Consider the following 25,560-nt stretch of genomic DNA (forward strand, 5'->3'; position numbering starts at 1 on the left):
AACCCGCTCGCTCGATGCCGGTGGCTCATATCGGGTGAGCATTGCCCTATCGTGTCCCGGTATGCTTTGGGCATATCGCAGAACCCAACACGGCAGAAGCTTATAAGATCACCGAACACGGCTAAGAAGCCGGTGGAAGGACATCGCGATGAGTGGGAAGAAGAATTTTCTGATCACGGGTGCGGGTTCCGGCTTCGGGCGGGCCCTAGCGAAGGAAGCGCTCTCGTCCGGATGTTCCGTGATCGGCACGGTGCGAAGTGAAGCAGCGCGACGGGAGTTCAGCGCGATGGACGCCGCACGCACGCGAGCCATCCTATTGGATGTCACGGATTTCACAGCCATCGGTCCCACGGTTGCACGGGCCGAAAGGGATGGTGGTCCGATAGACGTCCTCGTCAACAGTGCAGGATACGGCCACGAAGGGACTCTTGAGGAGAGTCCGCTCGAAGAGATGAGGCGTCAGTTCGATGTCAACGTTTTCGGAGCAGTCGCGATGATCAAGGCGGTGCTGCCGTTCATGCGTGAGAGGCGCCGTGGGCATATCATCAACATTACTTCGATGGCGGGATATGTGGGGTTAGCGGGCATCCCCTATTACGCAGGCAGCAAATTCGCTCTTGAAGGCATCTCTGAAGTCTTGGCGCATGAAGTGCGCGGCTTCGGCATCAAGGTAACGGCAGTTGCTCCAGGGTCCTTCCGGACTGACTGGGCGGGGCGATCGATGATCCGTTCGCCGCGGAATATTGCTGACTACGATTTGCTCTTTGATCCCATCCGACGGGCTCGAGCAGAAAAGAGTGGCCAGCAGGCGGGCGATCCCGCCAAAGCTGCTCGTGCGATCTTGAAGGTGGTGGAAGCCAACGATCCACCGATGCATCTGCTGCTAGGCAGCGACGCACTGAAATTGGCCCGAGACAAGTTGAATTCGCTGGGGAAGGAGATCGACACATGGGAATCGGTCACGAGATCGACCGAGTACGCGTAGGAGTCGTCACAACCTCGAGCCCCAAGGTCCTGGCTTCCGCAGCCAGCGCAATCTCTTCGACACGAGTACATGGGCGGCCGATATCAAGCCGGAGTGATTTTCGACGCTTTTTGTCTTGCCGGAAAAATGGCATCAAGCTTGTGGGAGCGAACAGTTGGACCGAGCCAATGTAATTTCCGTATTTGACGTGCTGGTCGAGCAACGAAGTAAAGTTCATGACACTTGTTCAAAGGCCGTACTCCATCAAGTGCCTGAATCCGAAACAAGCCTCTTTAGTGTGAACCCCGGAGAGAAGCTTGCGCCGCACCGGCACACTCGAACATGGGATCTATTTTTCGTAGTCTCCGGTTCGGGCGCAATCCACTACCGGGGGGAGAACGGCGACGGCATCATTCAGATGCCGGTGCGGGCATTTTGCGCCATGCCGCCTGGTTACGAACATGAGGTTTGTAATTTGAGCGCAACCGAACCGTTCAGTTTCATCCTGATCCACACCCCATGGCAAGGCTATGACTTCGTTCGAAATCGGGCAGAAACATCTACGCCACATCAGCCCTTCCGCTAACCGAGCAACTACGGGGTCCGCTCCAGCATATCTCAGTTGGGTCATGCGGAGGCCGGACCCGGCGCGCCCTATCCCTGCGAGCGCCGGGCCGGCTCGCTTCTTACGCTCGCGCCGTCACCAGACACTGAGCGAAATATGCGGGTGCGGAAAATTGAGGTTGCGGAGCGAGTCGCGACACGCTTCCACCAAACCAGTGCTACTGACCAAGGTATGAGGCCTGAGACAAAACGTTGGACTACCGAGGAAGACGACGTTCTTCGGCAAGAAGCTCTTGTTGGCAGTCATGTAGCAGAGATTGCGAGTAAGATCGGACGCAGCGAGTCCGCTGTGCGAACTCGTGCCTATACCCTAAGGATACCGTTGCGCGCCGCCGGCGTCAGACGACGCGCCTCGCCGTGGTGATAGCTGAGATTGCGGCTCCGGCCGGCAACGTAACGTAGGTTCAAATGGAAGGCCCCAAGTACATCAAGCCGTCAAAAACAACCCAGGAACTGGAGGCGATGATCCTCGAAGACCTGCGCAACGTGGACGGATGCCCCGCACGCGGGGTCAATGTTACCGGCTACGGCATTCCTTGGAAAGCATTGCTCATGTTCGGCGCCGACGCGGGCCGGTACGCAACAAGGCCGAGTTGCAGCAGTTTTTCGAGATTATTACCGAGCGGCTCCAAAGGCTTTATGACGCGATTGTTTAGAGTGCTCGCAAATGGCGATCGCCGCCGCTACGTAGCCGCGCTGGTTGATTATGTGGAATTCGGGTAGTCGGAGTAGGCTCGCCAACAAAAGCGCATCTACGCGAGCACCGCGCAGAGGGTTCAGTCAGCGACGATGAAGCTCAAGCCGTCTTTTGACCTTCCAAACCGAACGAGGCTCGAAGACGTTAATCTGCCGGCGCGGATACAAAACGTCCTCGCCCTCTATGGGATTAAGACAGTCGGCGAGCTCCGCGTTACCCGTGGCACGACCCTTCTGACCTTCCAGGATATGGGGCCTCGATCTGTTGCCTATCTTCGCAACCAATTGGGTTTAGCCGACTGAAGGCCAACAAGAATTCGCATGAACGTGAAGTACCTCACACGTGCTTGGGGGAGCACTCGCTAATGTATTGGCGCTGGGGATTTTAGGGGCCCAGTACCAAGCGCCGGCGGGACGCGATATTTCGAGCCCGGCGGCGTATTTTTGGGTTCGCGAATAACCGGTGCGCGATCTAAGCACCTGCACAGTGATTGGCCGGATGGACCGAAGCTGGGCGCACTTGCGATAAAGAGCGATGGCTCATCAAGACGACATAGCAGTAGAACCCAGCCTAGAGCTCGACGATTTTGCCGGCGAGCAGACTTGCCGCAAATGCCTGGCAACAATCAATCTCGTTCGTACAATTGTGGATTCGACCACCGGCCGCAACGTGCGCATGTTCGAATGCTCCGATTGCGGTCAGCGTACTTGGGACGATTGAATCAAAGACGCCGCCCACTGGGGCGGCCTTACTCTTTTTGGTAGTGCCCATCATTACCGCTTAGCCCAATCCCTCCAGCGATCTCATGTTCGAAGGTGGCGCGGCCCGTAGCGACGAAGCTGTTCTTGAAATCACCGTGCCGTGCAAGACATCAAGGAGAAGCTCGCCGACGAAATCCATCCATTGGTGCGTCGCTCTTCGAAGATTTGGCGCGACCGGCCTATCTTTGGACCGCGTTCGGGCGGAGTTAAGACGCGTTACCGCAAATTTCTTCTCGTCGGTGCGGAGTCAGACGAGTGACCAAATAACGGCTCTACTTTTGACTTTTGCCGGATCGGATATGCTCAAGCGAGTTCTCGCTTGCAATGTACCAACTAGTATGTACAATACTTACTAGATTTCAACAGCAATGCTCAAACGGTCTTTTCACTTCTACGTGGGCTAATCTGTGTTTCAACGAGCGCCTTCATGAAGGACGACCAAGGCGTGGCGGGCATGTGCGCTGACTTACAACGGTCATGCGGGACTAAGTGATGCGACGCCAGCGGACCGCAGCCGACGGATCGGTCGATGGAAAGATAACGATGTTGATAGAAGGCAAAAGATGAATCGTAAATGCAGAACGATCTGTCGAACGATGGCGGCCTTGGCGCTCGTCGGAACCAGTTGGTCGCATGCCCAATCGCCGGAAACGAAGAATCGCTTCAAACTCGAAGAGGCGACAATCGCCGATGTGCAAGCCGCGATGAAGAGCGGCAAGTTGACGGTGCGCAGCCTTGTCGAGATGTATCTGGCGCAAATCGACGCCTACGACCAGAAGGGGCCGGCGCTGAACGCCATTATAGCGCAAAATCCCTACGCGCTGGCGGATGCCGACGCGCTGGACGCCGAATTCAGGCGATCAGGGCCGGTCGGCCCCCTCCATGGAATCCCGGTCCTAGTGAAGGACATCGTCGCCACCAAGGGCATCCCAACGACCGCTGGCTCGAAGAGCCTCGAAGGCTATGTCCCGGCCGAAGACGCCACGATCATTCGGAGGCTGAGGGCGGCCGGAGCCATCGTCATCGCAAAATCCAATCCCCATGAATTCTCGATCTGGGGCGAGACGATCAGCTCGCTTGGAGGGCAGACCCGTAATCCTTACGACCTGACGAGGACGCCGGGCGGATCGAGTGGCGGGACCGGCGCCGGCCTCGCCGCCAACTACGCGATTCTCGGAATCGCTGGAGATACGAATAATTCAATTCGTTCGCCGTCGTCGGCCAACAGCATCGTCGGCATCCGGCCAACCATCGGCCTGATCAGCCGCTCCGGCGTCATCCCGGTTTCGAGCATCCAGGATGCGGTGGGGCCAATGGCGCGAACGCTAGCCGATGCCGTCAAGATGCTCAATGTGATGGTTGGCGGCTACGACGCCGGCGATCCCGCGACCGCGTGGAGCGTAGGGCATAGCGAGCGGGACTACACCAAGTATTTGACCCCCGGCGGTTTGAAGGGCGCGCGTCTCGGCGTGGTCGAGACACTGTTCGGTGAGAAGGATATCAATTACGACGTAAACGTCGTCGCCCGGGCGGCCATTAAAGCTATGGAAGATGCGGGTGCTGTTACGGTCTCCGTCCGTGATCCGATGCTGGACACCAGTAAGATAGGTCCAAATATCAGTGTCGATCTTTATGATCTCAAGCCTGATTTGAATGCATATTTGGCCAATGCCAAGCCGACGCCTCCTGTCAAATCACTCGAGGAAATCATCCAGTCGGGAAAATTCTCGCTCAATATAGGAGACGCACTTCGCAAGGCCCAGAGCCTTGATCGCGATGCAAGTTATTTCGAACGCCTGTATCGCCGAAAGCTGCTGCAGGACAGAATCATAGAGATCATGGCGGAGTCCAATCTGGACGCATTGATCTTCCCGCATCAGCAGCGACTGGTTGTGCCCATCGGTGAGCGCCAAGTCGAGAGAAATGGTAACATCGCGTCGGTCCCAGGTTTCCCCAGTATCGCCGTTCCCGGCGGATTTTCGCCTCCGACAGCAAACGCGCCGATCGGCGTTCCGGTTGGCATGGAGTTCGTCGGCCGGCCGTGGGACGAGGGCCGTCTGATCCGCCTCGCCTACGGCTTCGAACAGGCGACCAAGTTCCGCGTTCCCCCGAAAAGCGCTACGCCCCAGCCCTGACGCGGACTGACTACGTTTGGTAAAGGCGCGTCTCGGTCCGTTCCGGACACATGGGTTACGTTTCATTCCGGGGACATAGGTAACACTTTCGATCCGAAGGGATTTGCAAGGGGTTCGAGCCTGCAAGTTTCGTCATCGAAGTATCCCAGATCATAATTCATGAAGCTGACGAGCCAAATGCGATCGTCGGTCTGTTTGATGCCAATGGTCTGGCCGGCGCAGCCCTCAGGGCTGCTCGCAATCTGCTGTCGAGATAGGTGTAATCTAATCTATTCGTTTTTCGAATTGAAATTGTGGGATTAGGAATAACAATCGACGTTTTTTTAACGAAAGAGACGTTTTTTTAACGAAAGAGAACTGGATCGACGTACGAGGAGAGTCTCGATTCCGTCAGCAATTCAACCATTTCCCCATTTTGAATAAATCAGGGGCTCAGCCATGCGCGTAGCCATAATCGGTGCGGGAGGTTTTGGAGGCTATTTTGGCGCGCGCCTCGCGCAACGCGGCGCGGATGTTCGCTTCCTTGCTGTGATAACCAAATGAAGATCGCAAAGATCGAAGCGATCGTGATTTCAATTCCCTTCGCAGGGGGCGGAAAGTCGGCCGAAACGGCTTGGGGCAAGAAGGACGCGAACTCCGCCGACTCTCTCCTCGTCAAGGTCACCACGTCGAATGGGATCACTGGATGGGGTGAGGCGTTCGGCTTCACGGCCATCCCTGCTGTCAAGGCGGCGATCGAACAGGTGCTGGCTCCCTTATGCATCGGCCGTAGCGCAGCCAGCATCGGACCATTGATGCTCGATGTTCAAAAGCGCCTGCACATCTTCGGGCGCAGCGGCGCCATCATGTTCGCCATTTCCGCAATCGATATCGCTTTGTGGGACATTTTTGGCAAAGCGACAGGTCAGCCAGTCCATCGATTGTTAGGTGGCAGCGAAGTGGCTGAACTGCGGTGCTACGCAAGCCTCGTACGCTATTCTGAACCGCAGGTCGTTGCTGCGAACGTCGAGCGGGCTTTGGCAGATGGGTTCTCTCATCTCAAGCTTCATGAAATTGACGTGGAGGCGGTACGGGCAGCGCGCAAGACTGCCGGCGACGACGTGGAAATTATGCTTGACGTCAATTGCCCGTGGACGGTCAGCGAAGCCCTGAATATGAGCTCCAAGCTGCGGCCTTTCAATCTGCGGTGGCTCGAAGAGCCGATCTGGCCCCCGGAGAATTATGACGGACTGGCTCGGTTGCGCCGCGAAGCGGGGATACCGATTGCGGCCGGGGAGAACGCTTCCACCTTGATGGATTTCCAGCAGATGCTCGTCGCAGGTGCAGTCGACTTCGTGCAGCCGAGCCCTGCAAAAATGGGTGGCATCACCGAGCTGCAAAAAGTTTTTGCGCTTGCCGCGGCAAATAACTCAACGGTCATGGTCCACACCTTTTATGACGGTCCTGGCTTGCTTGCGAGCATACATGCGAGCGCTGCGCTTGGCTCGAAGGGGTCGCTGGTGGAGTGGCGATACTTCGATCTCGAGGCTCAACTTTACGGGGATGCCATCTTCCCCAAGCGCGGAACGATTGTTGTTCCTCAAGGCTCGGGCTTGGGGGTTGATCCGGATCCGGACGTCGTACGAAGTTTTTTAGTCCTGAGCTAAGACCGCTTTCAATCCGCACCGCGGACTTGGAGATCTTCATGATCATTACACGCCGCACTTTCTTGAAGACGCACGCGGCCGCCGTGGGAGCTTCTTATGTCGCCTTGGCACCCTCGCTGGCGCTCGCGGCCCCAATAAGCTTCAAGATTGGACACGATCAAGCGGCGACGCACCCGGTTCATTTGCGCCTGGTCGAAGCGGCCGAACGCATCAAGCTTCAGACCAACGGGCAATTTCTGCTGCAGGTGTTTGCCAACAGCCAACTCGGCGGCGATACCGACATGTTGACGCAGACGCGCTCCGGCGCTCTGGAGATGGTGTTGATGCCCGACATCATCCTTGGCACGTTGGTGCCGCTGGCGTCCATCAACGCGATGGGTTTTGCGTTTGACAATGAAATTGACGTCCACGCCGCAATGGATGGCGATTTGGGTGCCCACATCCGCGACAGGATCGTCGGTTCCGGACTGTCGGTGATGAAGAAGTTCTGGGAGAATGGCTTCCGACAAATTACCAGCAGCACGAAGCCGATCAACCACCCCGAAGATCTTCGCGGTTTCAAGATCCGCGTCCCCGTAGCGCCGCTGTGGGTCTCCATGTTCAAGGCTTTCGGCTGCGGCCCGACCGCAATGAATATGAATGAATTGTATTCAGCGCTTCAGACTAAGGTCGTCGAAGGGCAGGAAAATCCATTCTCAATCATCGAATCCGCGAAATTCTATGAAGTGCAGAAATATTGTTCCGTCACCAACCATGTTTGGAACGGATTCTGGCTATTGATGAATTCCCGCCGCTGGAGCGCGGTCCCCGCCACCGTCCAGGACATTGTTCAGGAACATCTGAATCGTTCGGCGATGGATCTGCGTGACGACGTCGTCAAGCAGAAAGACGTGCTGCGGAAATCGCTTGTCGAACGAGGCATGGTGTTTAACGAGACGTATCCCAAGCCGTTCCGTGATGCGCTCCAGGCTGTCGGATTTTACGCGGAGTGGCGTCGGAAATTTGGCGAAGAAAGCTGGGCGGTCCTTACCAAATACGCAAAAGCAATCGCGTAAGGCTGCCTGAGAGTTAAGTCCCGGTCAAATCTGTACGATGGCGAAGAACATGTCGTTTGAACATCCGCAGGACACGACCGGAACGGGCGCCAGCAACGGCCGGCTTGTTCACGCCAGCCTCATTCTGGACCGCATTATAGCGTGGTCGACGGAGATTCCCGCCGCGCTTTTGGTGGTTGCGGAATTCTGCTTGCTGTTGACCAACGTCACCTATCGATACGGTTTGCGCGACCCGCTCACGTGGGGGGACGAACTCGCTTCGCTGCTCTTTGTCTGGTTGTCGATGCTCGGTTGTGTCATCGCCCTTCGGCGGGGTGAGCACATGCGGCTCACGACCATAGTCTCAAAATTGTCGCCGCGGGCAAAGCAGCGGACGGAGGCGCTGGCAAACACACTTGTGGTTCTGTTCATGGCCCTTCTGATCGTGCCCGCCTGGGAGTACACGGTTGACGAATGGGCGATCATGACACCTGCGTTGCAGATACCGCATGCAGTTCGCGTGGGTGCCTTGACATGCGGCTTCACGCTGATGTTCGCCGTCGCCCTGTCGCGCTTGATATCGAGCGCCACCTCGGCAAACATCGCTCTTTGCGGTTTGCTCGTTCTCGGTGGCTCGGGTGGGCTTTACCTGTTCCAGGTGCAACTTGTGGACATGGGAAGCGCTCATCTATTTTTATTTTTTGTGATCGGTGTGGCGATTATCGTCTTGGCAGGCGCGCCGATCATGACGGCATTTGGACTATCCACGCTCGCCTACTTGTTAACCGTCACTGATATTCCGATCACCGTTGCGGTCAACCGTATCGACGAGGGGATGTCAGGATTGATCCTGCTGTCAATCCCGCTGTTTGTCTTTCTGGGGGCGCTCATCGAGTCGATGGGATTGGCCGAAGCGATGATTGGCTTTCTCGCTTCCTTGATCGGCCACATGCGCGGCGGCCTCTCGTACGTGCTGATAGGAGCCATGTACCTTGTCTCCGGCATCTCCGGCTCAAAGGCTGCGGACATGGCGGCGATTGCGCCTGCGCTGTTTCCGGACATGAAAAGGCGCGGGGAGGACGAGGGCGAGTTGGTAGCCATGTTGAGTTCGGCCGGCGCGATGTCCGAGACCATCCCTCCCAGCCTGGTATTGATCACGATCGGATCGGTCACGAACGTTTCGATCGCTGCGTTGTTTACCGGCGGCTTCATGCCCGCCGTGGTTGGCGCTCTGGCGATGGCTGTGGTCGTTTGGATCAAAAACCGAAACAAGAGCGTACAGCATCCGCAGCGGGCATCGAGCAAAGATGTCTGGACTACTCTTTGTTACGCCATCCCGTCGATCGTCCTCCCTTTCTTGATCCGCACCGCCGTCGTCAACGGAGTGGCGACGGCGACGGAGGTGGCTACGATCGGAATCGCGTATACCTTCGCAGTTGGCCTGATCTTTTACAGGAAGTTCGAATGGAAGACACTTCAACCGATGCTGGTTAATACGGCTTCCCTGTCCGGTGCCATTCTTCTGATCATCGGGTGCGCGACTTCCATGGCGTGGGCTCTCACCCAATCCGGATTCTCGGGTCAATTAGCCGCGTGGATGTCCATCGTCCCCGGGGGGCGATGGGCTTCATCATGGTCTCGGCCGTTGCCTTCATGATCCTCGGCAGCTTTCTCGAGGGCATTCCAGCGATCGTTCTTTTTGGGCCCCTGTTGTTTCCAATAGCGCGGAACGTCGGAATTAACGAAGTGCACTATGCGATGGTCGCCGTTTTTGCGATGGGTCTGGGATTGTTCGCACCGCCCTTTGGAGTCGGATTTTATGCCGCGTGTGCCATCGGAAAAGTGCGACCGGAAGCGGCGGTTAGGCATGTGTGGGCTTACTTGGCTGCGCTGTTCATCGCGCTTCTTGCTATTGCGGCAATCCCCTGGATTTCAACGGGCTTCCTGTAACGATCGAGACGTTGTCAGGGAGATGATTTGGTGCACTTGCCCTACCACGTAACATGATCGCCCACGGCTAACGATACTGGCCAGCAATGTTAATCTCTACACAGCTTTCAAAAGGAAAAGCAGAATGCGAATGATATCCGCTACCTTCGCGATGGTTTTCGCCTTTGCACTCTCGTTTGGCGGAGCCCATGCGCAATCGGTGAAGTCTGGCGTTGAAAGGCTATATATCCTGAGCTGCGGCGAAGGGGTCGCCGGCGATATTTCCCTGTGGTCGCCAGGGATCAACGAAGGAAAGTCGATGGATTTCGTCGACAGCTGTTACCTTATTAAGCACAAACAGGGTTGGTTCCTTTGGGACACCGGTCTTTCGGATTCGGTAGCGGCCTTGCCAAACGGCCTTCCTCCCGCCAACCCAAAGTTTATCTACTGGCGTCGCGCGAAAATGCTGGCGGCGCAGCTTGCCGAGCTGAATGTTTCACCTTCCGATATCAAAAAGATGGCCGTCTCGCACACCCATCCCGATCATATCGGAAATGTCGAATTGTTTCCGCAGGCCATGCTGTATGTTCAGAAAGCCGAATACGAATGGCCGAACCCGGACGGAACGCCTCGTTTCAAGCCCGAGCATCCGGTTACGAAGGTTGAAGGAGACCTCGATGTCTTCGGAGACGGAAGCATTGTTCTGCTGGCTACCCCAGGTCACACCCCAGGCCACCAAGTATTGCTGGTGAAGCTCCCCAAAACTGGCAACATCGTCCTATCCGGCGACTTAGCTCATTTCTTGAGCAACTGGGAAAACCGTGGCGTCCCCACATTTAATACCAGCAAGGAACAAACGAATTCTTCGATGCAACGCGTCGCGGACATCATGAAGAAGGAAAACGCGACGCTCTGGATCAACCACGACAAGGTGCAGAGGGACGGCCAAAGGTTGTCGCCGGAATTCTACGAGTAAGCGGAACTTTTTACTTTAGCTGCGCGACGTCAGACCGCGTCGCGCAGGTTCGTTGGGCTTTCGCTGTTTCCGTACGGCTCATCAGTGCGAAGTATCGGAAATAGCCTCCTACGTATCTCGCGTCGAAACGGACCGCGCCGAAACTGGTCACGGCGCTCCTTGTCCGTTGGGGAGGCGGCACATTGCGGCTGGTGCGACCAAGTGCCAGTCGACAACAACGATGTGACCGGGGACGATGGTCAGGGCGGCACCGGTCAGGCGACTTCGGACACAGCCTTCCGGATGGCCTGCTCGAACGCCTCCGGCGGCTCGGCCCCTGTGATCAGGTACCGATCGTTGACCACCACGGCGGGAACGCTGCTTATGCCTGCTCGGCGCCATCTCTCTTCTGCGTCGCGCACCTCGTCGGTGTAGCGCCCTGAGGTGAGCACATCGCGCGCAGCCGCACCTTCGAGGCCAACGGATTCAGCAGCGGCCACGAGCACACCGTGATCACCGGGATTCTGCATGTTGGTATGGTAGGCGGCGAGCAGCGCACGCTTCAGCCCTTCTTGCCGCCCCTCGATCCGCGCCCAGTGCAGCAGGCGATGCGCGTCGAAAGTGTTGTAGAACCGGCTTTCGTCTGTTGTCACCATGTCGAAGCCGACCTCCGCCGCGAGCCCGCGCTGGCGCTCACGGTTCGCGATCGCCTGCTCGCGTCCGACCTTGTATTTGCGTGCCACGTTGTCGAAACGGCTCTCGCCCTCTGGCGGGAGGCCCGGATTAAGCTCAAAGGGCTGGAAACGAATGTCGGCCGTCAATTGCCCCCCCAATCGCTTCAGCGCGACATCCAGGTTTCCCAACCCAATGACGCACCAGGGGCACGAGACATCGGATACGAAGTCGATCTTGATGGATTTGGTCATGAAAGCCGCTCGCTATTCGCTTGGTCACGCCATGCGTTCCTTGAACTGACCATGCAAATAGGGCGCTTAAGCATCGGATGAACAGCCGCCGGCAGGAAAACACTCTTTCGTAGATCGGTACAATCTTGCTGCTTCTGAACCACAATCTTCGCGCCTCGTTGCTCGACGGCACGGATATGCAAACGCCCTCGTCAAAATCGAAGAAACCTAATAAATGCAGGCGTTTCTCACCGCACATGCTCCGCTCCGGCGTCGAATCGAGTACGCAAATCTCAAAAGTCTCTGGTGGATGAACGATTGATCCAGACGGGGAGACGAGGGCCCTCTTGTCAGATACGAGCGATTGCTGCTTCCCGTTGCATGCGATGGTGGTGAGGACGTCGAACGGATCGTCGGAGCTATCACGCTTTTCACTGAAGACAACGGCTTCGATGCGAAAGACATTTTAGCCGGCAGACTCGTCGACCGATGGTGTTCAACGTCTGTCGAGGCAACGACTTGCCACATTGGACACGGGGTCGGGCGATATCATGTGGTAGGTTGAAACATTCGCAAATTGAAGGCAGGGTTGACAACCCTACCCTTAGGCAATTTGCCCATGTCCCCTTTTCCAAAGCTATGAGAGAAGATCCTCCGTCGTGAAGGCGCTCTCACTGAAGACGAGGCCGCCGCGTTCGTCGGTGCGAAGACTTTGGCGCAGTTCCGTCGTTGGTATGGAGCCGACATAATCTGTGGCCCAATCCCAGGCACAAGGCTGTAGAATCGAGAGTGCTTGTCAGGAAGCTGGTGCCCAAACGCATCGGTAGAATCGCGATATGAGAGGACCGAGCATGGGGACAGGTTCACTTCTCTGTGCCTGCGAGAAAGGGCGCGAGCGACAGACCTTATGTACTTGTGGTCATTCCCCTCACGAAGTGAGTAGTCGCGGCAGCTTTCACGATTGCGAGTCGCAGTTCTTCCGCAAATAATTCGGCAACGCGAGAAGGAGGTCGGAACGTCGATCGAAGAAGAGCGACGCGCTGGGGGACCATGGGCCTAAACCGAACAAGGTTACATTGGCTGTTACGTGCAATCGAATTTGGCCAGGGATCGATAAGCGCGATAGATCGCCCTGAGCATGCCGCGGCGAAGGCGACCCCCGAACTGTTCGCCTCCATAACGATACGCATCGCAATGCCTTCGGCTTCGAAACATTCGCGAAGGAGGTGACCTGCGGGTGAACCGATGTCAAGGCCAATCAAGGGTTGCCCGTCTAGGTCTCGGGGAGTTACGAAATCATATCTCTCAAACGGGTGGCCGAGGGGCACCACTGCCACTATTTCGCTCTCGCCGATGATTTCGACATCGAGGTCGCGATCGGCCAAAGGCGCATGCGCAAGACCTAGATCGACTTGGTGATGCGTAGTCGCCTTGATGACTTCGGCACGAGATCCTGTGACGACTCTGACAATCGTGTCAGGCGCCTTTGCGTGCAGCGCGACCGTTGCTTGAACTACGATTGAGGATGCCAATGTCGGGATGACCGCGATTGACAACTGACCGGCCTCTCCGGAGCGGAAGTCTTCGACACGATCTTCAAAAACCGAAACGTGCGAAAAGAGCCGCGTGGTCTCTTCGTACAGCCGGGCTGCGTCTTCTGTTGGGATCAGTCGACGCCGCTCACGCCCGAACAGGGTGAGATTGACGTCCTTCTCTAACTCGACGAGCGCCTTGCTCACGGCAGGCTGAGTGACGCCGAGCTTGATGGAAGCTGTGGTCACGCTCCGCGTTTCGAATACAACCCTGAAGACTCCAAGCAGCCTTAGATTGATTCTTTTCATTACCGTCTGGTTATGGAGTGCGCAGATTTATTCATTAGACAGAATGTTGATCACAAGCAACCCTTCCATCGACTGCAACAAAGCCGGAAGGGCCTCTGAAATGCTGCTGTTCGAACGGTCGGAATATCTGGCGCGCGTCACTCGCGTAAAAAAAGCGATGGCCGAGAAAGGCATCGACGTACTGCTCATCGCGTCGCCCGCCAATCAATTCTGGCTAACCGGCTATGACGGCTGGTCCTTTTACACGCCTCAGATGGTGGTCGTGAATTCGACCGAGGAAGAGCCACTCTGGATTGGCCGAAAAATGGACTCGGTCGGTGCCAAGTTCACGGCGTTCCTCGCCGAGAGGAATGTCCTGCCATATCCCGACAACTACGTCGGTTCGTCGGAACTGCACCCGATACAATTTGTCGCAGAGGAACTTCAAAGACGCGGCTGGGATCGCGGAAGGGTCGGCGTAGAGACCGATGACTACTACTACACGGCTAAGTGGGACGCCATACTTCGGCACGGTCTTCCGAATTGCGAGTTCGTCGACGCGTTCCTTTTGGTCAACCGCTGCCGGATGGTGAAGTCCGATCGTGAGTTGGATTATATGAGACAGGCCGGCCGCATCGCGGCCGCGGCACAACAGGCTGCTTTTGACAAGGCACAACCGGGAGTCCGGCAGTGCGATGTCATGGCCGAATTGTATCGCGTGACCACGGCTGGCTTGCCTGAGTTCGGCGGAACATTCCCGTGCAAGCCGCCTAACGCGATGGTCGGCGAGTATTGCGCGGCACCGCATTTGTCGTGGACCGATGCCCCGCTGGAAAAAGAAGATCTCTTCTATATCGAGATGGGCGGCGTCAGGCACCGCTACCACTCGCCTTTGTCCCGCTGCATCTACCTCGGAAAACCGACCGAACGGATGGACTTCGTTGCCAAGGTGATTGCCGAGGGATTGAATGCGGTCCTCGAGAAGGTTCGTCCGGGAGTACTTTGCGAGGAATTAGCAGCGGCTTGGAAGGCGGTGATCAGTCGATACGGTATCGAGAAGGACAGCCGGATCGGGTACCCCGTCGGGATCGGTTTTCCGCCGACATGGGGCGAACTGACTGCGAGTCTTCGTGCCGGCGATAAAACGGTCATGGAGAAGAACATGACATTCCACTGCATCCCCGCGATTTGGATGGAAAAGTACGGGCTCGTCATCTCGGAATCTTTCGCAGTGACCGACAAGGGGGCTGAATGCTTCGCCGACTTCCCGCGCGTACTGCTTTCCAAGGCCTGAGAGAGACGTGAGACAAGGTGTACTCACCGGAGGCCATAATCTTTATGGCCACAGAGTAGGGATCCTGATGATCGAGGGACGCTTTCCTCGACCATCGGGCGCAATCGGAAATGCGTCTTCTTTTCCGTTTCCTGTGATGCATCACATTGTGAAAGGCTTCTCGGGAAGCCGGACAGTGCGAGACCTTGGCTCCCTTGATCCGACGACCAAGGAATTCCAGGATGCGGTCCAACCCTGGGTGGATGGCGCACGCTATCTCGAAGGCCAGGGTTGTCGCGCGATAACGACGTCTTGTGGGTTCGCTGCACTATTTCAACGTCACCTGCTTGAGGCCGTCGATATTCCGGTCTTTGCCTCCTCTTTGATGCTGGTGCCGTTTATTTCCGCTACTCTTCAAAGGAACAAGCGCGTAGGGGTGATCACGGCGGAAGCAAGCAGTCTGTCTTCTCGCCACCTTGAAGCCGTGTCTATTGATCCCTCTGCGGTCTACGTTGTCGGAATGGAAGGATGCTCGGAATTCTCAGCAACGGCTTGGGAGGACCGAACGACACTTGATTTTCCCGCTGCGGAGAACGAGGCCCTGGAAGTGGCAAAACGACTGGTTGCTGGGCGACCGGATATCGGTGCCATTCTACTGGAGTGCTCTCTGTTGCCTCCCTATGCCGCGGCGATTCAGGCCGAGATTGGGCTGCCGGTGTTCGATTTCACGCACATGGTTACCTTGGTCCACAGCGCCTGTGCGCGCACGTATTTCTCGGGCCTGTTGTAATGTTGAGCCGATTGTCCTCCGTGCTGTATCCGCTGAGCACATTGGTTGCCGTCGTTGCGCTCTGGTATGCCGCAGTAAAGATCTTCCATGTTCCTCCGTATCTGCTTCCGCTGCCCGGAGATGTCCTTCGTCGGCTCCAGGAAGATGCGTGGTTCCTGCTCGGTCATAGTTGGGCGACGGTTTACGTCACTCTAGGCGGGTTTTTTCTGTCGATCATTGTCGGCGTGCCGCTTGCAATTCTGCTCGTTGCTTCACGAACTTTGGAGCGGGCGATCATGCCGTGGTTGGTGTTGAGCCAGACTTTTCCCAAGGTTGCTCTGGCTCCCTTGATCGTTGTGTGGTTTGGGTTGGGGCTTGGGCCTAAGTTGGTAGTCACCTTCCTGGTGGCTTTTTTTCCAATTCTCGTTTCGACCATCGTTGGTCTTCGTAGCATCGAGCGTGACATGCTGGAACTCGCGAACTCGACGCGCGCTACCACGTTACAGACCTTTTTCTATTTTCGCCTGCCGACTGCGCTGCCGAATATCTTCGCGGGCATGAAGGTCTCCGTTGCCTTTGCCGTTGTTGGTGCCGTTATTGCCGAATGGGTCGGCGCCAATCAGGGGCTTGGCTACTTGCTGCTGCAAGCGAATGCCAATCTCGATACCAGCCTGCTCTTCGCTGTCCTGGTGATATTGCTCGTCATAGGCGTTTTTCTTTACTACGCCGTCGAATTTGTCGAACGACTTGTCATACCTTGGCACAGCACCATTCGTCTGCAGAACGTTACGACCTAAGTTTAAACCGGCAACCGAGGAGAGAGTGATGGCCAAAATATCAAGGCGAAGTGTGTTGCTCGGAACAGCAGCAACTGGGCTCATGGCGCCGTTCGTCACCTCGGCGCGCGCGGCAACCCCGATCAGCTTCAGGCTTGACTGGTCGATCTACGGTTCGCACGCGCCGTTCTTCCTGGCGCTGCAAGAGAAGATGTACGAAAAAGCCGGCCTGGATGTCAGTATTGGCGAGGGGCAGGGATCCGCCACGGTAGCCAAGATCGTGGGGCAGGGTAACGATCCCATCGGCTTTGTCGACTTTACCAGCACGATCAGGGCCATCGAGCAGGGGGTGCCGCTAATGGCGATCGGAAGGGTGATCTCCGATGTCATGTGTGTGATCAGTCACGCCGATGCGCCCGTCAACAAGCCGAATGAGCTCGAAGGCAAGGTCGTTGCTTACGCACCATCCGAAAGTACCGGGCAAATGCTTGCCGCGCTGCTTCAGCGAGCGAACGTCGATGCGACCAAGATCAGCGTCTTGAATCCGGCAACAGCCGCGAAGAATGCGATGTTTCTCCAGAAGCGGGCGGATGCAATCCCCGCAAACGTCAACGTTCAGGTAGCTCAACTTGAGGAGCAGGGCGCGAAACTGCACTACTTCCTGTTCAGCGACTTCGGCGTGGAGATGATGAACAATGGACTCGTGGCCAATGCCGACTGGTTGAAGAAGAATCGTGAGGCGGCGAAGGCCTTTGTCCGCGTCTCGCTAGACGCATTCGCGGCAGCCAAAGCCGATCCGGGAAAAGCAATTGACGTTCTGATCAAGCAATTGCCGCAGCAGGCACGGAACAAGAATGTACTTCGCCGGCAATTGGACCTGACGTTCCCGTCGCTGGAAACAAGCGCAACAAAGGGGAAGCCGCTCGGTTATATGGCTGAAGAAGATTGGCGCGCGACGCAGGATCTGCTCGTCAAGTATGGCGGGCTGCCGAAGGCGGTCGATCTCAACAAGCTCTACAGCAATGAGTTTGCGGAAGCCTGAGCGCCATGGCCGAGCCGATCGCGATACGGGGCGTCTCGAAAAACTTCCAGACCGGCAAGACAAGCTTGATGGCTCTCAAAGACATCGAGCTGGACGTCGCGGCAGGCGAGTTCGTCGCAATCGTGGGGGCTTCGGGATGCGGAAAGTCGACGCTTCTGCGCTTGATCGGGGGTCTGTTGGCGCCGTCGCAGGGAGAGATTCGGATTGGTGATAAGGCCGTAACCGAGCCTAACCCGGGTATCGGAATCGTCTTTCAGACGCCCGTGCTGCTTCCCTGGCGTACGGTTCGGGAAAACGTGCGGCTACCCCTGGATATTCAAAGGACGGCTCGAGACCCGCAGCGCATCGGCGCACTGCTGGAGCTTGTGGGGCTTCGAGGTTTCGAGAGCAGCAGTCCGTTTGAGCTATCTGGAGGAATGCAACAGCGGGTTGCCTTGTGCCGGGCTCTGGTTACCGATCCATCTCTTTTGCTCATGGACGAGCCGTTCGGCGCGCTTGACGCATTGACACGAGAACAGATGAACCTCGAATTGCAGCGCGTCTGGATGGATACGGGAAAGACTGTCGTCCTGATTACGCACAGCATCACGGAGGCGGTGATGCTTGCAGACCGGGTCGTGGTCATGACGCCGCGTCCAGGACGAATCCAGGAAATCATTTCAGTTGAGATGCCGCGGCCACGCGACTTTTCCTCACTACGAGATCCCGCCTTTCACAGCGCCTGCGAGCGCATTCGAACACTGATGAATGCTTCAGGGATCGTGGAGTAGCCGACCTTTGACCAGCTCTTTCGATGGCGTTGCCTTCAAGTCGCATCGCCCCGTCATAATGAGCGAGCGTGGAATGGTGGTCGCCGGCCACCCGCTCGCTTCGGCAGCTGGCGCTGCAATGCTGCGCAGAGGCGGAAACGCCATGGATGCGGCAGTCGCCGCGGCCGCTACGCTCGCTATCGCAATTCCGTTCATGAATGGTCTCGGGGGTGACGCGATTGCACTCCACGCTACCGTGAGCGGCGATGTTACTGCCATTAATGGATCAGGACGCACGCCGCGATCGATTTCGGTGGAAGGCCTGCGAAAGCGAGGTCTCACCTCGATGCCGCAACGCGGGCCGGTCCCGGTCACCGTGCCTGGGGTCGTTGCCGCGTGGGGCGAGGCCCTCGAGCGGTTCGGTAGCCATTCCTTGGCGGAAGTTTTGCAAGCTGCGATCGCACTTGCTGAAAACGGCGTCGCCCTGGATGCCTCGGCGATCGGCTTTTTTAACGGAGCCGAATACGCCGAGCTTGTCCAAGAATTCCCTGCACTGGGTGTCCATTATGGACCCGCCGGAGGCCGGCCCCTGGGAGAAATTCTAAAACAGCCTGCGGCCGCTCGAACTATGCGAACGATCGCGGAACGAGGGTGGCGCGAGTTCTATTCCGGCGCGCTTGCTTCTGACTGGCTCGCCGCGGCGCGCGGGCAGGGTGTCTTGATTGAAGAGCAGGACCTCATCGAACACGCGACATCGTTTGAAAGGGCATTGTCGACCGATTGGCGCGGCCGGCAAGTTCACGTCGCGCCGCCGAATTCGCAAGGATTGGCCTTGTTGGCGATGCTCAGGTTGGCCGAAGTGAGGCCGGCTCCTCCGCCCAGCGATGGATCCGATCCTCTGATTGATCCGCTGGCTTATCTCGCCCGAAAGAACCAGGCATTCGCGATGCGCGATGCCTACTGTGCTGATCCACGCAGGGTTACATTGCCCGATGACATCTTCTCGACCAGTCGCCTCAAGGCGCTGGCTTTGCATAACGGACCGACCATGAGTCGGTCAGGCGGCGGCGATACCTCAACGCTTGTCGTGATCGATGCAAACGGCAATGCTGTGTCCTGGGTGCAGTCTTTGTTCGAGTCGTTCGGCTCGGGCATCGTCTGCCCTGACCAAGGGATGGTCTTGCATAACCGGGCCATGCTCGAACGTCTTGATGAGGACCCGGTACGTGGAATGCTTGGCGGTTTCCGGCCATTCCATACGTTGTGTCCGGCACTCATGATCGGCGACGCAGGCGTTGAGCTTGCGATTGCGACGCCTGGAGATCACGGTCAGCCGCAGTCGATCTTTCAGGTCGTCCGTCGTAATTTCGAGCAAGGTCTCGACATCCAAGCGGCAATCGAATGGCCGCGGCTGCGCCACGATGATGGGGAGGAAGTCATGCTCGAGCAGCGCTGCCCCTCTTCCTGGGACGGATACTTAGGCAAGCAGGGCTGGAGGGTCAGGCGCGTCGATAGCTGGTCGCGGTTGATGGGCGGCGTGAACGCAATACGAAGGAGCGAAGGTCTGTTGATGGGCGGCGCCGATCCGCGCCGTTCGTCGTACGCAATAGCAGAATAGTCCGACTTGCGACGTGTCCGGTCCCGCCCGACCTCAATGCAGAGATTTAAAGCCAAACTCCGAGTGCGCTACTCATCGGGCGGGGTCTCGACCGGCACGGCGAAACTGGCTTTCACGCGATCCATCACGACAAGCGTCTTGAAGCCCTTGATGTCCGGATTTTCGTAGAAGAAGCGCCGCGTGAACCGTTCGTATTCCTCCATGCTCTGTGCGGTGATGTAGAGCACGAAATCCGCGTCGCCGGTTACGTAGAAGCCGTTGACTACTTCCGGTGTCGATTTGATCGCTTGTTTGAACCTGTCAATTATATCGGTGCGCTCGCGCTCGAGTGTCGCCAGCACTAGCATCTGTATCGGTCGCCCGACCGCCTTTGCCGAAATGATCGATACGTCTGCTTCGATGATGCCTTCCGATCGCAGGCGTTTCAGCCGCCGCTGACAAGCAGTCGCAGAGATTCCGGCCAGTTCCCCAATCGCGTCTGCCGTCAGGCGGTTGTTCTTCTGAACGATCTCAAGGATGCGTGCATCAATCCGATCGTAGACCTTCATATTGAAACCTCAGCGCTCTCGGTGGATTTCATCACAAAACAGATCTGTATCGCAGAAAAACATCGCTGATCTGGTAGAAATCCGTGAAAAACAGCGTGGAAGCATCAGTATCCTACCCATTCGGTCGGTTTCAACCGGGTTCGGCGGGGAGTCCCAGCATTGATCGGACTTGCAAAACAACATCTGAACGGATTGCAACGGCGCGACTTCACGATTGGTGATGCGCTGGTCGATGGAGATTGGGTCTCTGGAGATGGAAGGGAATCTATCATCGACCCCGCGACCGGCGACGCCTTCGCGGACTGTGCCGCGTGTCACGCGGATGATGTTCGTGTCGCGATCGACGCGGCCGAGCGAGCGTTCCAGGTGTGGCGAGAGTTCTTGCCAGCGGAGCGAGCGACCATCTTGCGCGCGTGGGCCACGTTGGTGCGCCAACGCGCTGACGAAATCGCAGTGCTTGTGACCTGCGAGCAAGGCAAACCGCTTGCCGAAGCGCGATCGGAGATCGAGTACGGCGCGGGCTTTCTGGACTGGTTTGCGGCGGAGGGTGAACGGGCTTACGGCGAGACGATCCCGAGCCATAAGCGCGAGAGTTTGCTTCACGTCCGCATGCAGCCAATTGGTATCGTTGCGGCCATCACACCGTGGAATTTTCCCGTGGCGATGATTACCAGAAAGGCGGGAGCGGCGCTTGCCGCTGGTTGTTCCGTGATCGTGAAGCCCGCGCCCGAGACCCCGCTTTCGGCCCTGGCCTTGGCTCGTTTGGCGGTAGAGGCCGGTATGCCCCGCGCCGTATTGCAGGTCGTTACCGGTGATCCCGTTGCGCTCGCTGGGCCATTATTAGCCGACCAGCGCGTACGTGCAGTCTCGTTCACCGGTTCGACCCAGGTGGGCAAGGTGCTGATCGGGCAAACCGCCGAGACGGTCAAGAAGATCTCGCTCGAGCTTGGCGGGCATGCTCCGTTCTTGATCTTTGATGATGCCGACGTCGAAAAGGCAGTACAGGGAGCCATGGCGGCGAAATTCGCGACCGCTGGCCAGGATTGTTTGGCGGCTAACAGAATCTACGTGCAGCGTCGAATCTACGCTCGCTTCGTCGAGGCTTTCGCGGCGTCGATGTCAGATCTCAGGACGGGCCACGGTCTCGACCCCATAACCGACGTCGGGCCGATGACGAAGCGGTCTGTCGCTGACAAGTGCCGCGCCCACATCGATGATGCGCTGGCCAAGGGAGCGCGCTTGGTAATTGGCAAGCGAAGTTCGAACTTGGGTGAGAATTACGTCACTCCAACGTTGTTGGTCGACGCTAACGATCGGATGTTGATCGCCCAGGAGGAAACGTTCGGGCCGGTTGCGGCGGTACTACCGTTCGACAGTGAGCAAGAGGTGCTGGTGAGAGCCAACGCGTCTGAGATGGGGCTTGCCAGTTACCTTTACACGAACGACTTGAGGCGCGCGCTGCGTCTATCCGAGCGACTCGAGTACGGGATGGTCGGTGTCAACACCCCATCTTTCACCGGTGCGCCCGTTCCCTTTGGTGGATGGAAACAATCGGGACTTGGCCGCGAAGGATCGCGTCACGGTCTCGCGGAGTTTACGAACCTGAAATACGTCTGCTTCGGCGACTTGGCGGCTTAGGGAGAACCGACATGACTGACATGAAGACCATCGCGGAGCTCGATCGAGCGAGCGTTTTGCATCCATTCACGCAGCTCAAGGACTTTGCGACGGGACGGATGGGTGATCCGACGATTGTGACCGGCGGGCAGGGCGTTCGCATTCAGGATGCGACCGGCCGCAGTTACATTGACGGGTTTGCTGGTCTCTACTGCGTGAACATTGGCTATGGTCGCACCGAGGTCGCTGAGGCCATCGCGCGGCAAGCCTATAAGTTGGCCTATTATCACAGCTATGCCGCTCATACGACCGAAGAGCTCGCTATCCTATCGGGCCGGCTGGTAAAGATGGCTCCCGGAAAGCCGAGTAAAGTGTTCTATGGATTGTCAGGGTCCGATGCCAATGAGACCCAGGCGAAGCTGGTTTGGTATTACAACAACCTGCGCGGTCAGCCCAAAAAGAAGAAGATCATCTCGCGCGAACGCGGCTACCACGGTTGTTCGGTCGTGTCCGGCTCGATGACCGGAATGTCATTTTACCACGATCATATGGATCTTCCATTTCCGGGTATTTTGCACACTGGATCGCCTCATCATTATTGGGGCGCCGAAGCCGGCGAGACGGAGGAGGCATTCTCGAAGCGGCGCGCAGCGGAGTTGGAGCAGCTGATCTTGCGAGAGGGGCCGGAAACCGTCGGAGGCTTCATTGGTGAACCGGTGTTGGGCACCGGCGGCATTACGCCGCCGCCTGCGGGTTATTGGCAGGAAATCCAAGCCGTGCTTCGCCGTTATGACGTTCTTCTGATCGCAGACGAAGTGATCTGCGGCTTCGGAAGGACCGGTGCGGACTTCGGCTGCACGCTGTATGGGATCGAACCGGATCTGGTCACCGTCGCCAAGGGTCTCACATCCGGTTACATGCCGCTGTCAGGCGTAATAGTCGGCGAGAAGGTTTACGGCGTCATGGAGGACGCTGCCGATCGAATCGGAGCCTTCTCACATGGCTATACGTATTCGGGCCATCCAATCGCCGCCGCCGCTGCAAACGCGGTACTCGATATTGTCGAAAAGGAGCGGCTTAGTGAGCGCGCTCGAGTGGTCGGCGCGCATTTTCAGAAGCAGTTGAAAGAGCGTTTTGCTCAAATGGAAATCGTCGGTGAAGTTCGCGGTGTTGGCCTCCTTGGCGCGATCGAATTCGTCGCAGATCGCCACAGCAAACGCCGGTTTGATCCCCAGCAAAAAGTCGGCGCGCGCATTTCGAAAGCCGCCCGCGACCGCGGACTTATAGCGCGAGCGATGCCTCACGGCGACATCCTCGGCTTCGCACCACCTCTCGTGGTATCCGAAGCCGAGATCGATGAGATGGTTGATCTCGCCTATCAAGCAACCAAGCAGGTCATGGACGAACTCGCCAGGCAGCCTGCTTGAGTTTCATGCGGTGAGCAGAGAGGTGAGGTGATGAAGGTCGGCGTTCCCAGGGAAATCAAGACGCATGAATATCGCGTTGGCCTTACGCCCGCTGCAGTTCGCGAATATGTGGCTGCCGGTCATTCGGTGGCGGTGGAGGCAACGGCAGGAGACGGGATCGGCGCTTCCGACGACAACTACAGAAAGGCCGGCGCAAGCATTGTCGGTTCTGCTCGCGAAATATTTGCGTCCTGCGAGATGATAGTGAAGGTGAAGGAACCTCAACCATCGGAATGGATCCAGCTTCGAGAAGATCAGATTCTATTCACATATCTCCATCTGGCTCCAGATCCGGTCCAAGCCAAAGGGTTGATGAAATCCGGCTGCACGGCAATTGCTTATGAAACTGTCACAGACAAGTTCGGCGGTCTTCCTCTGCTTGCTCCCATGAGCGAGGTGGCCGGCCGGCTCGCAATTGAAGCCGCCGGCTCGGCACTGAGGCGCTATGCGGGTGGCAGGGGATTGCTGATTGGAGGCGTTGCTGGCGTCCCTCCCGCACGGATTGTCGTCATAGGGGGAGGCGTAGTTGGAACCAACGCCGCACGCATGGCGGTCGGGTTAGGCGCAGAGGTCTCGATTCTTGATCGTTCGATCGCGAGGCTTCGTGAGCTCGACGAGTTGTTTGGAGGACGTGTCCGGACACGGTTTTCAACGCTGGACGCCGTGGAAGAAGAGGTCTTTACCGCGGACGCTGTGATTGGTGCAGTTTTGGTGCCGGGCGCGAGTGCTCCAAAATTGGTAAGTCGTGAGATGCTGAAATCGATGCGTCGGGGAGCCGTGCTGGTTGATGTGGCGATCGATCAAGGGGGGTGCTTCGAGACTTCTCGCGCAACGACCCACGCCGAACCGACCTTTGAGGTTGATGGCATCATTCACTATTGCGTTGCAAACATGCCCGGTGCCGTCCCGCTTACCGCCAGCCAGGCATTGAACAATGCCACACTTCCCTTCGGTCTGGCCTTGGCAAAAAAAGGGTTCACTGCCGTGTTGGATGATGCCCACTTGCGTGCGGGCCTTAACGTGCACATGGGACGCCTGACCAACAGGGCAGTAGCTGACAGCCTCGGCCTAACATTTTCGCCCTAGGACCGGTTTGTAGCTGATCTGCGCCATTCTCTGGATCTGAGCCTTAGGAGTGATGCGCTTTGGGACTGCCATAAAGTCGATCTATCGTTGAAGCAAGGTCTGAGAGCATAGACAATTCGTAACGACCAGCGTTGCGCTGTTGCCTGGCTAAGGATGTCCATGATCGAATTCAGCGCTATCCGCGATGCCCGCGACCGTATTGCCGACCACGTTTTGTCGGCTCCGCTTGTCGCCTCGCCATCTCTCTCGGAGATTGCCGGTGTTTCAGTCCACCTGAAGCTGGAACATTACCAGCCCACTGGCAGTTTCAAGTTGCGCGGCGCATTCAATTCGATGTTGCAGCTCACCGAAGCCGAGCGGTCACGGGGAGTGATAACCGTCTCGACCGGCAATCACGGCCGTGCGCTCTCGTATGCAGCGCGGGCATTAGGTTCGCACGCGACGATTTGCATGTCGCGGTTGGTCCCAGAGAACAAGGTCCTGGAAATCCGTCGCCTCGGCGCAGACGTACATATTGTTGGCAGCTCGCAGGATGAAGCGCAGCAGGAGGTCGACCGTCTGGTGGCTGAAAAGCAGCTCGTGATGGTGCCCCCTTTTGATGATCAGGATGTCATCGCCGGGCAAGGGACGGTCGGACTTGAGATACTGGATGCGATGCCAGACGTTGCTACCGTTCTTGTCCCGGTCTCCGGCGGCGGATTAGTTGCTGGCGTCGCCGCAGCTGTCAAAAACAAGCGCCCCAACGCGAAAGTTATCGGGATCACCATGGAGCGGGGCGCAGCGATGAAAGCGAGCCTTGCCTGCGGCCGGCCGCTACAGGTCGAGGAGTTGCCAAGCCTCGCTGACGCCCTCGGTGGCGGCATCGGCCTGGACAACAAGCTGACGTTCGCCATGTGCCAAGCCTTGGTCGATGATGTCGTACTGCTAAGCGAGAGCGAGATCGCCGCCGGAATTCGTCATGCTTACGAGAAGGAGCGAGAGATCGTTGAAGGTGCCGGCGCTGTCGGTATCGCCGCGTTGCTCGCTCGCAAAGTCACCGGATTTTCAGGGCCTGTAGCGATTGTGCTTTCGGGCCGGAACATAGACATGGATCTACATCGGCATATCATAAATGGGATGGTCCCGACATGACATGTTCGTTAATGA

The 25,560-nt window shown here is 57.3% G+C and carries 22 protein-coding genes and 2 pseudogenes; 20 read left to right on the forward strand and 4 right to left on the reverse strand.

The window, feature by feature from the left end; all coding sequences use genetic code 11:
- Positions 1-148 precede the first annotated feature (148 nt).
- The 5 genes from BUA38_RS29290 to BUA38_RS29315 all read left to right on the forward strand — a co-directional run bounded on the left by BUA38_RS29290 (position 149) and on the right by BUA38_RS29315 (position 5,181).
- Positions 149-985, forward strand: a complete 837-nt coding sequence (locus BUA38_RS29290; RefSeq protein ID WP_072823456.1) for an oxidoreductase — start codon at positions 149-151, stop codon at positions 983-985.
- Positions 986-1,139: 154 nt separating this feature from the next.
- A complete protein-coding gene (locus BUA38_RS29295; protein ID WP_072823458.1) occupies positions 1,140-1,550 on the forward strand; it encodes a cupin domain-containing protein in 411 nt (136 codons plus the stop codon).
- Between the two features lie 446 nt (positions 1,551-1,996).
- Entirely contained in the window at positions 1,997-2,311 is a 315-nt protein-coding gene (locus BUA38_RS29300; RefSeq protein ID WP_072823460.1) for a hypothetical protein, read from the forward strand.
- A 66-nt stretch (positions 2,312-2,377) separates the two neighbouring features.
- A complete protein-coding gene (locus tag BUA38_RS38875; RefSeq protein ID WP_072823462.1) occupies positions 2,378-2,587 on the forward strand; it encodes a DNA-directed RNA polymerase subunit alpha C-terminal domain-containing protein in 210 nt (69 codons plus the stop codon).
- Positions 2,588-3,789: 1,202 nt separating this feature from the next.
- Positions 3,790-5,181 carry an amidase family protein gene (locus tag BUA38_RS29315; RefSeq protein WP_244553333.1) on the forward strand — a complete coding sequence of 464 codons (1,392 nt, stop codon included), beginning with the start codon at positions 3,790-3,792 and terminating at the stop codon, positions 5,179-5,181.
- Between the two features lie 62 nt (positions 5,182-5,243).
- Here the strand turns inward: BUA38_RS29315 and BUA38_RS38880 are convergent.
- A pseudogene (locus BUA38_RS38880) lies at positions 5,244-5,399 on the reverse strand (IS481 family transposase); the annotation flags it as partial.
- A 220-nt stretch (positions 5,400-5,619) separates the two neighbouring features.
- On the opposite strand from BUA38_RS38880, the gene BUA38_RS29325 reads away from it, so the two are divergent.
- From BUA38_RS29325 to BUA38_RS29345, 5 genes and pseudogenes are all read left to right on the forward strand, one after another.
- Complete coding sequence (locus BUA38_RS29325) at positions 5,620-5,724, forward strand: 2-dehydropantoate 2-reductase N-terminal domain-containing protein (RefSeq protein WP_083587827.1); 105 nt, start codon at positions 5,620-5,622, stop codon at positions 5,722-5,724.
- Positions 5,721-6,827 (forward strand): mandelate racemase/muconate lactonizing enzyme family protein, encoded by a 1,107-nt coding sequence (locus tag BUA38_RS29330; RefSeq protein ID WP_072823468.1) that lies wholly within the window; start codon positions 5,721-5,723, stop codon positions 6,825-6,827. The genes BUA38_RS29325 and BUA38_RS29330 overlap by 4 nt, the downstream gene beginning before the upstream one ends.
- Positions 6,828-6,865: 38 nt before the next feature.
- Positions 6,866-7,882, forward strand: coding sequence for a TRAP transporter substrate-binding protein (locus BUA38_RS29335; protein ID WP_072826530.1), 1,017 nt, complete (start codon positions 6,866-6,868; stop codon positions 7,880-7,882).
- A gap of 49 nt (positions 7,883-7,931) precedes the next feature.
- A pseudogene (locus tag BUA38_RS29340) lies at positions 7,932-9,811 on the forward strand (TRAP transporter large permease subunit).
- A gap of 124 nt (positions 9,812-9,935) precedes the next feature.
- Complete coding sequence (locus BUA38_RS29345; RefSeq protein ID WP_425304932.1) at positions 9,936-10,766, forward strand: N-acyl homoserine lactonase family protein; 831 nt, start codon at positions 9,936-9,938, stop codon at positions 10,764-10,766.
- Between the two features lie 254 nt (positions 10,767-11,020).
- On the opposite strand, the gene BUA38_RS29350 is transcribed toward BUA38_RS29345, so the two are convergent.
- Positions 11,021-11,671: a DsbA family oxidoreductase gene (locus BUA38_RS29350; protein WP_072823472.1), complete on the reverse strand. Its 651-nt coding sequence runs from the start codon at positions 11,669-11,671 to the stop codon at positions 11,021-11,023.
- A gap of 884 nt (positions 11,672-12,555) precedes the next feature.
- On the reverse strand, positions 12,556-13,491 hold the full coding sequence (locus BUA38_RS29355) for a LysR family transcriptional regulator (protein WP_072823474.1): 936 nt from the start codon (positions 13,489-13,491) through the stop codon (positions 12,556-12,558).
- Between the two features lie 100 nt (positions 13,492-13,591).
- On the opposite strand from BUA38_RS29355, the gene BUA38_RS29360 reads away from it, so the two are divergent.
- From BUA38_RS29360 to BUA38_RS29385, 6 genes are all read left to right on the forward strand, one after another.
- On the forward strand, positions 13,592-14,764 hold the full coding sequence (locus BUA38_RS29360) for a M24 family metallopeptidase (RefSeq protein ID WP_083588108.1): 1,173 nt from the start codon (positions 13,592-13,594) through the stop codon (positions 14,762-14,764).
- Between the two features lie 7 nt (positions 14,765-14,771).
- Positions 14,772-15,533: an aspartate/glutamate racemase family protein gene (locus BUA38_RS29365; RefSeq protein ID WP_072823476.1), complete on the forward strand. Its 762-nt coding sequence runs from the start codon at positions 14,772-14,774 to the stop codon at positions 15,531-15,533.
- Between the two features lie 20 nt (positions 15,534-15,553).
- Positions 15,554-16,309 (forward strand): ABC transporter permease, encoded by a 756-nt coding sequence (locus BUA38_RS29370; protein WP_244553097.1) that lies wholly within the window; start codon positions 15,554-15,556, stop codon positions 16,307-16,309.
- A gap of 28 nt (positions 16,310-16,337) precedes the next feature.
- Positions 16,338-17,330: an ABC transporter substrate-binding protein gene (locus tag BUA38_RS29375; protein ID WP_083587829.1), complete on the forward strand. Its 993-nt coding sequence runs from the start codon at positions 16,338-16,340 to the stop codon at positions 17,328-17,330.
- A gap of 5 nt (positions 17,331-17,335) precedes the next feature.
- Positions 17,336-18,100, forward strand: a complete 765-nt coding sequence (locus BUA38_RS29380) for an ABC transporter ATP-binding protein (protein ID WP_072823482.1) — start codon at positions 17,336-17,338, stop codon at positions 18,098-18,100.
- A gap of 73 nt (positions 18,101-18,173) precedes the next feature.
- Positions 18,174-19,697, forward strand: a complete 1,524-nt coding sequence (locus BUA38_RS29385; protein WP_172806112.1) for a gamma-glutamyltransferase — start codon at positions 18,174-18,176, stop codon at positions 19,695-19,697.
- Positions 19,698-19,765: 68 nt separating this feature from the next.
- Here the strand turns inward: BUA38_RS29385 and BUA38_RS29390 are convergent, their stop codons facing one another.
- A complete protein-coding gene (locus BUA38_RS29390) occupies positions 19,766-20,245 on the reverse strand; it encodes an Lrp/AsnC family transcriptional regulator (RefSeq protein ID WP_072823485.1) in 480 nt (159 codons plus the stop codon).
- Positions 20,246-20,404: 159 nt separating this feature from the next.
- Here BUA38_RS29390 and BUA38_RS29395 point away from each other — a divergent pair, with 159 nt between their 5' ends.
- The 4 genes from BUA38_RS29395 to eutB all read left to right on the forward strand — a co-directional run bounded on the left by BUA38_RS29395 (position 20,405) and on the right by eutB (position 25,545).
- Entirely contained in the window at positions 20,405-21,883 is a 1,479-nt protein-coding gene (locus BUA38_RS29395; protein WP_072823487.1) for an NAD-dependent succinate-semialdehyde dehydrogenase, read from the forward strand.
- An 11-nt stretch (positions 21,884-21,894) separates the two neighbouring features.
- Positions 21,895-23,289, forward strand: coding sequence for an aminotransferase (locus BUA38_RS29400; RefSeq protein WP_072823489.1), 1,395 nt, complete (start codon positions 21,895-21,897; stop codon positions 23,287-23,289).
- 30 nt (positions 23,290-23,319) lie between these two features.
- The gene (ald, locus tag BUA38_RS29405) at positions 23,320-24,414 is read left to right on the forward strand and encodes an alanine dehydrogenase (protein WP_072823491.1); all 1,095 of its coding nucleotides are present in this window, start codon (positions 23,320-23,322) and stop codon (positions 24,412-24,414) included.
- 159 nt (positions 24,415-24,573) lie between these two features.
- Positions 24,574-25,545 (forward strand): hydroxyectoine utilization dehydratase EutB, encoded by a 972-nt coding sequence (gene eutB / locus BUA38_RS29410; RefSeq protein ID WP_072826532.1) that lies wholly within the window; start codon positions 24,574-24,576, stop codon positions 25,543-25,545.
- The last annotated feature ends 15 nt before the right edge of the window (positions 25,546-25,560 follow it).

The sequence above is a fragment of the Bradyrhizobium erythrophlei genome (assembly GCF_900142985.1).
GTDB classification, from domain to species: Bacteria; Pseudomonadota; Alphaproteobacteria; order Rhizobiales; family Xanthobacteraceae; genus Bradyrhizobium; species Bradyrhizobium erythrophlei_B.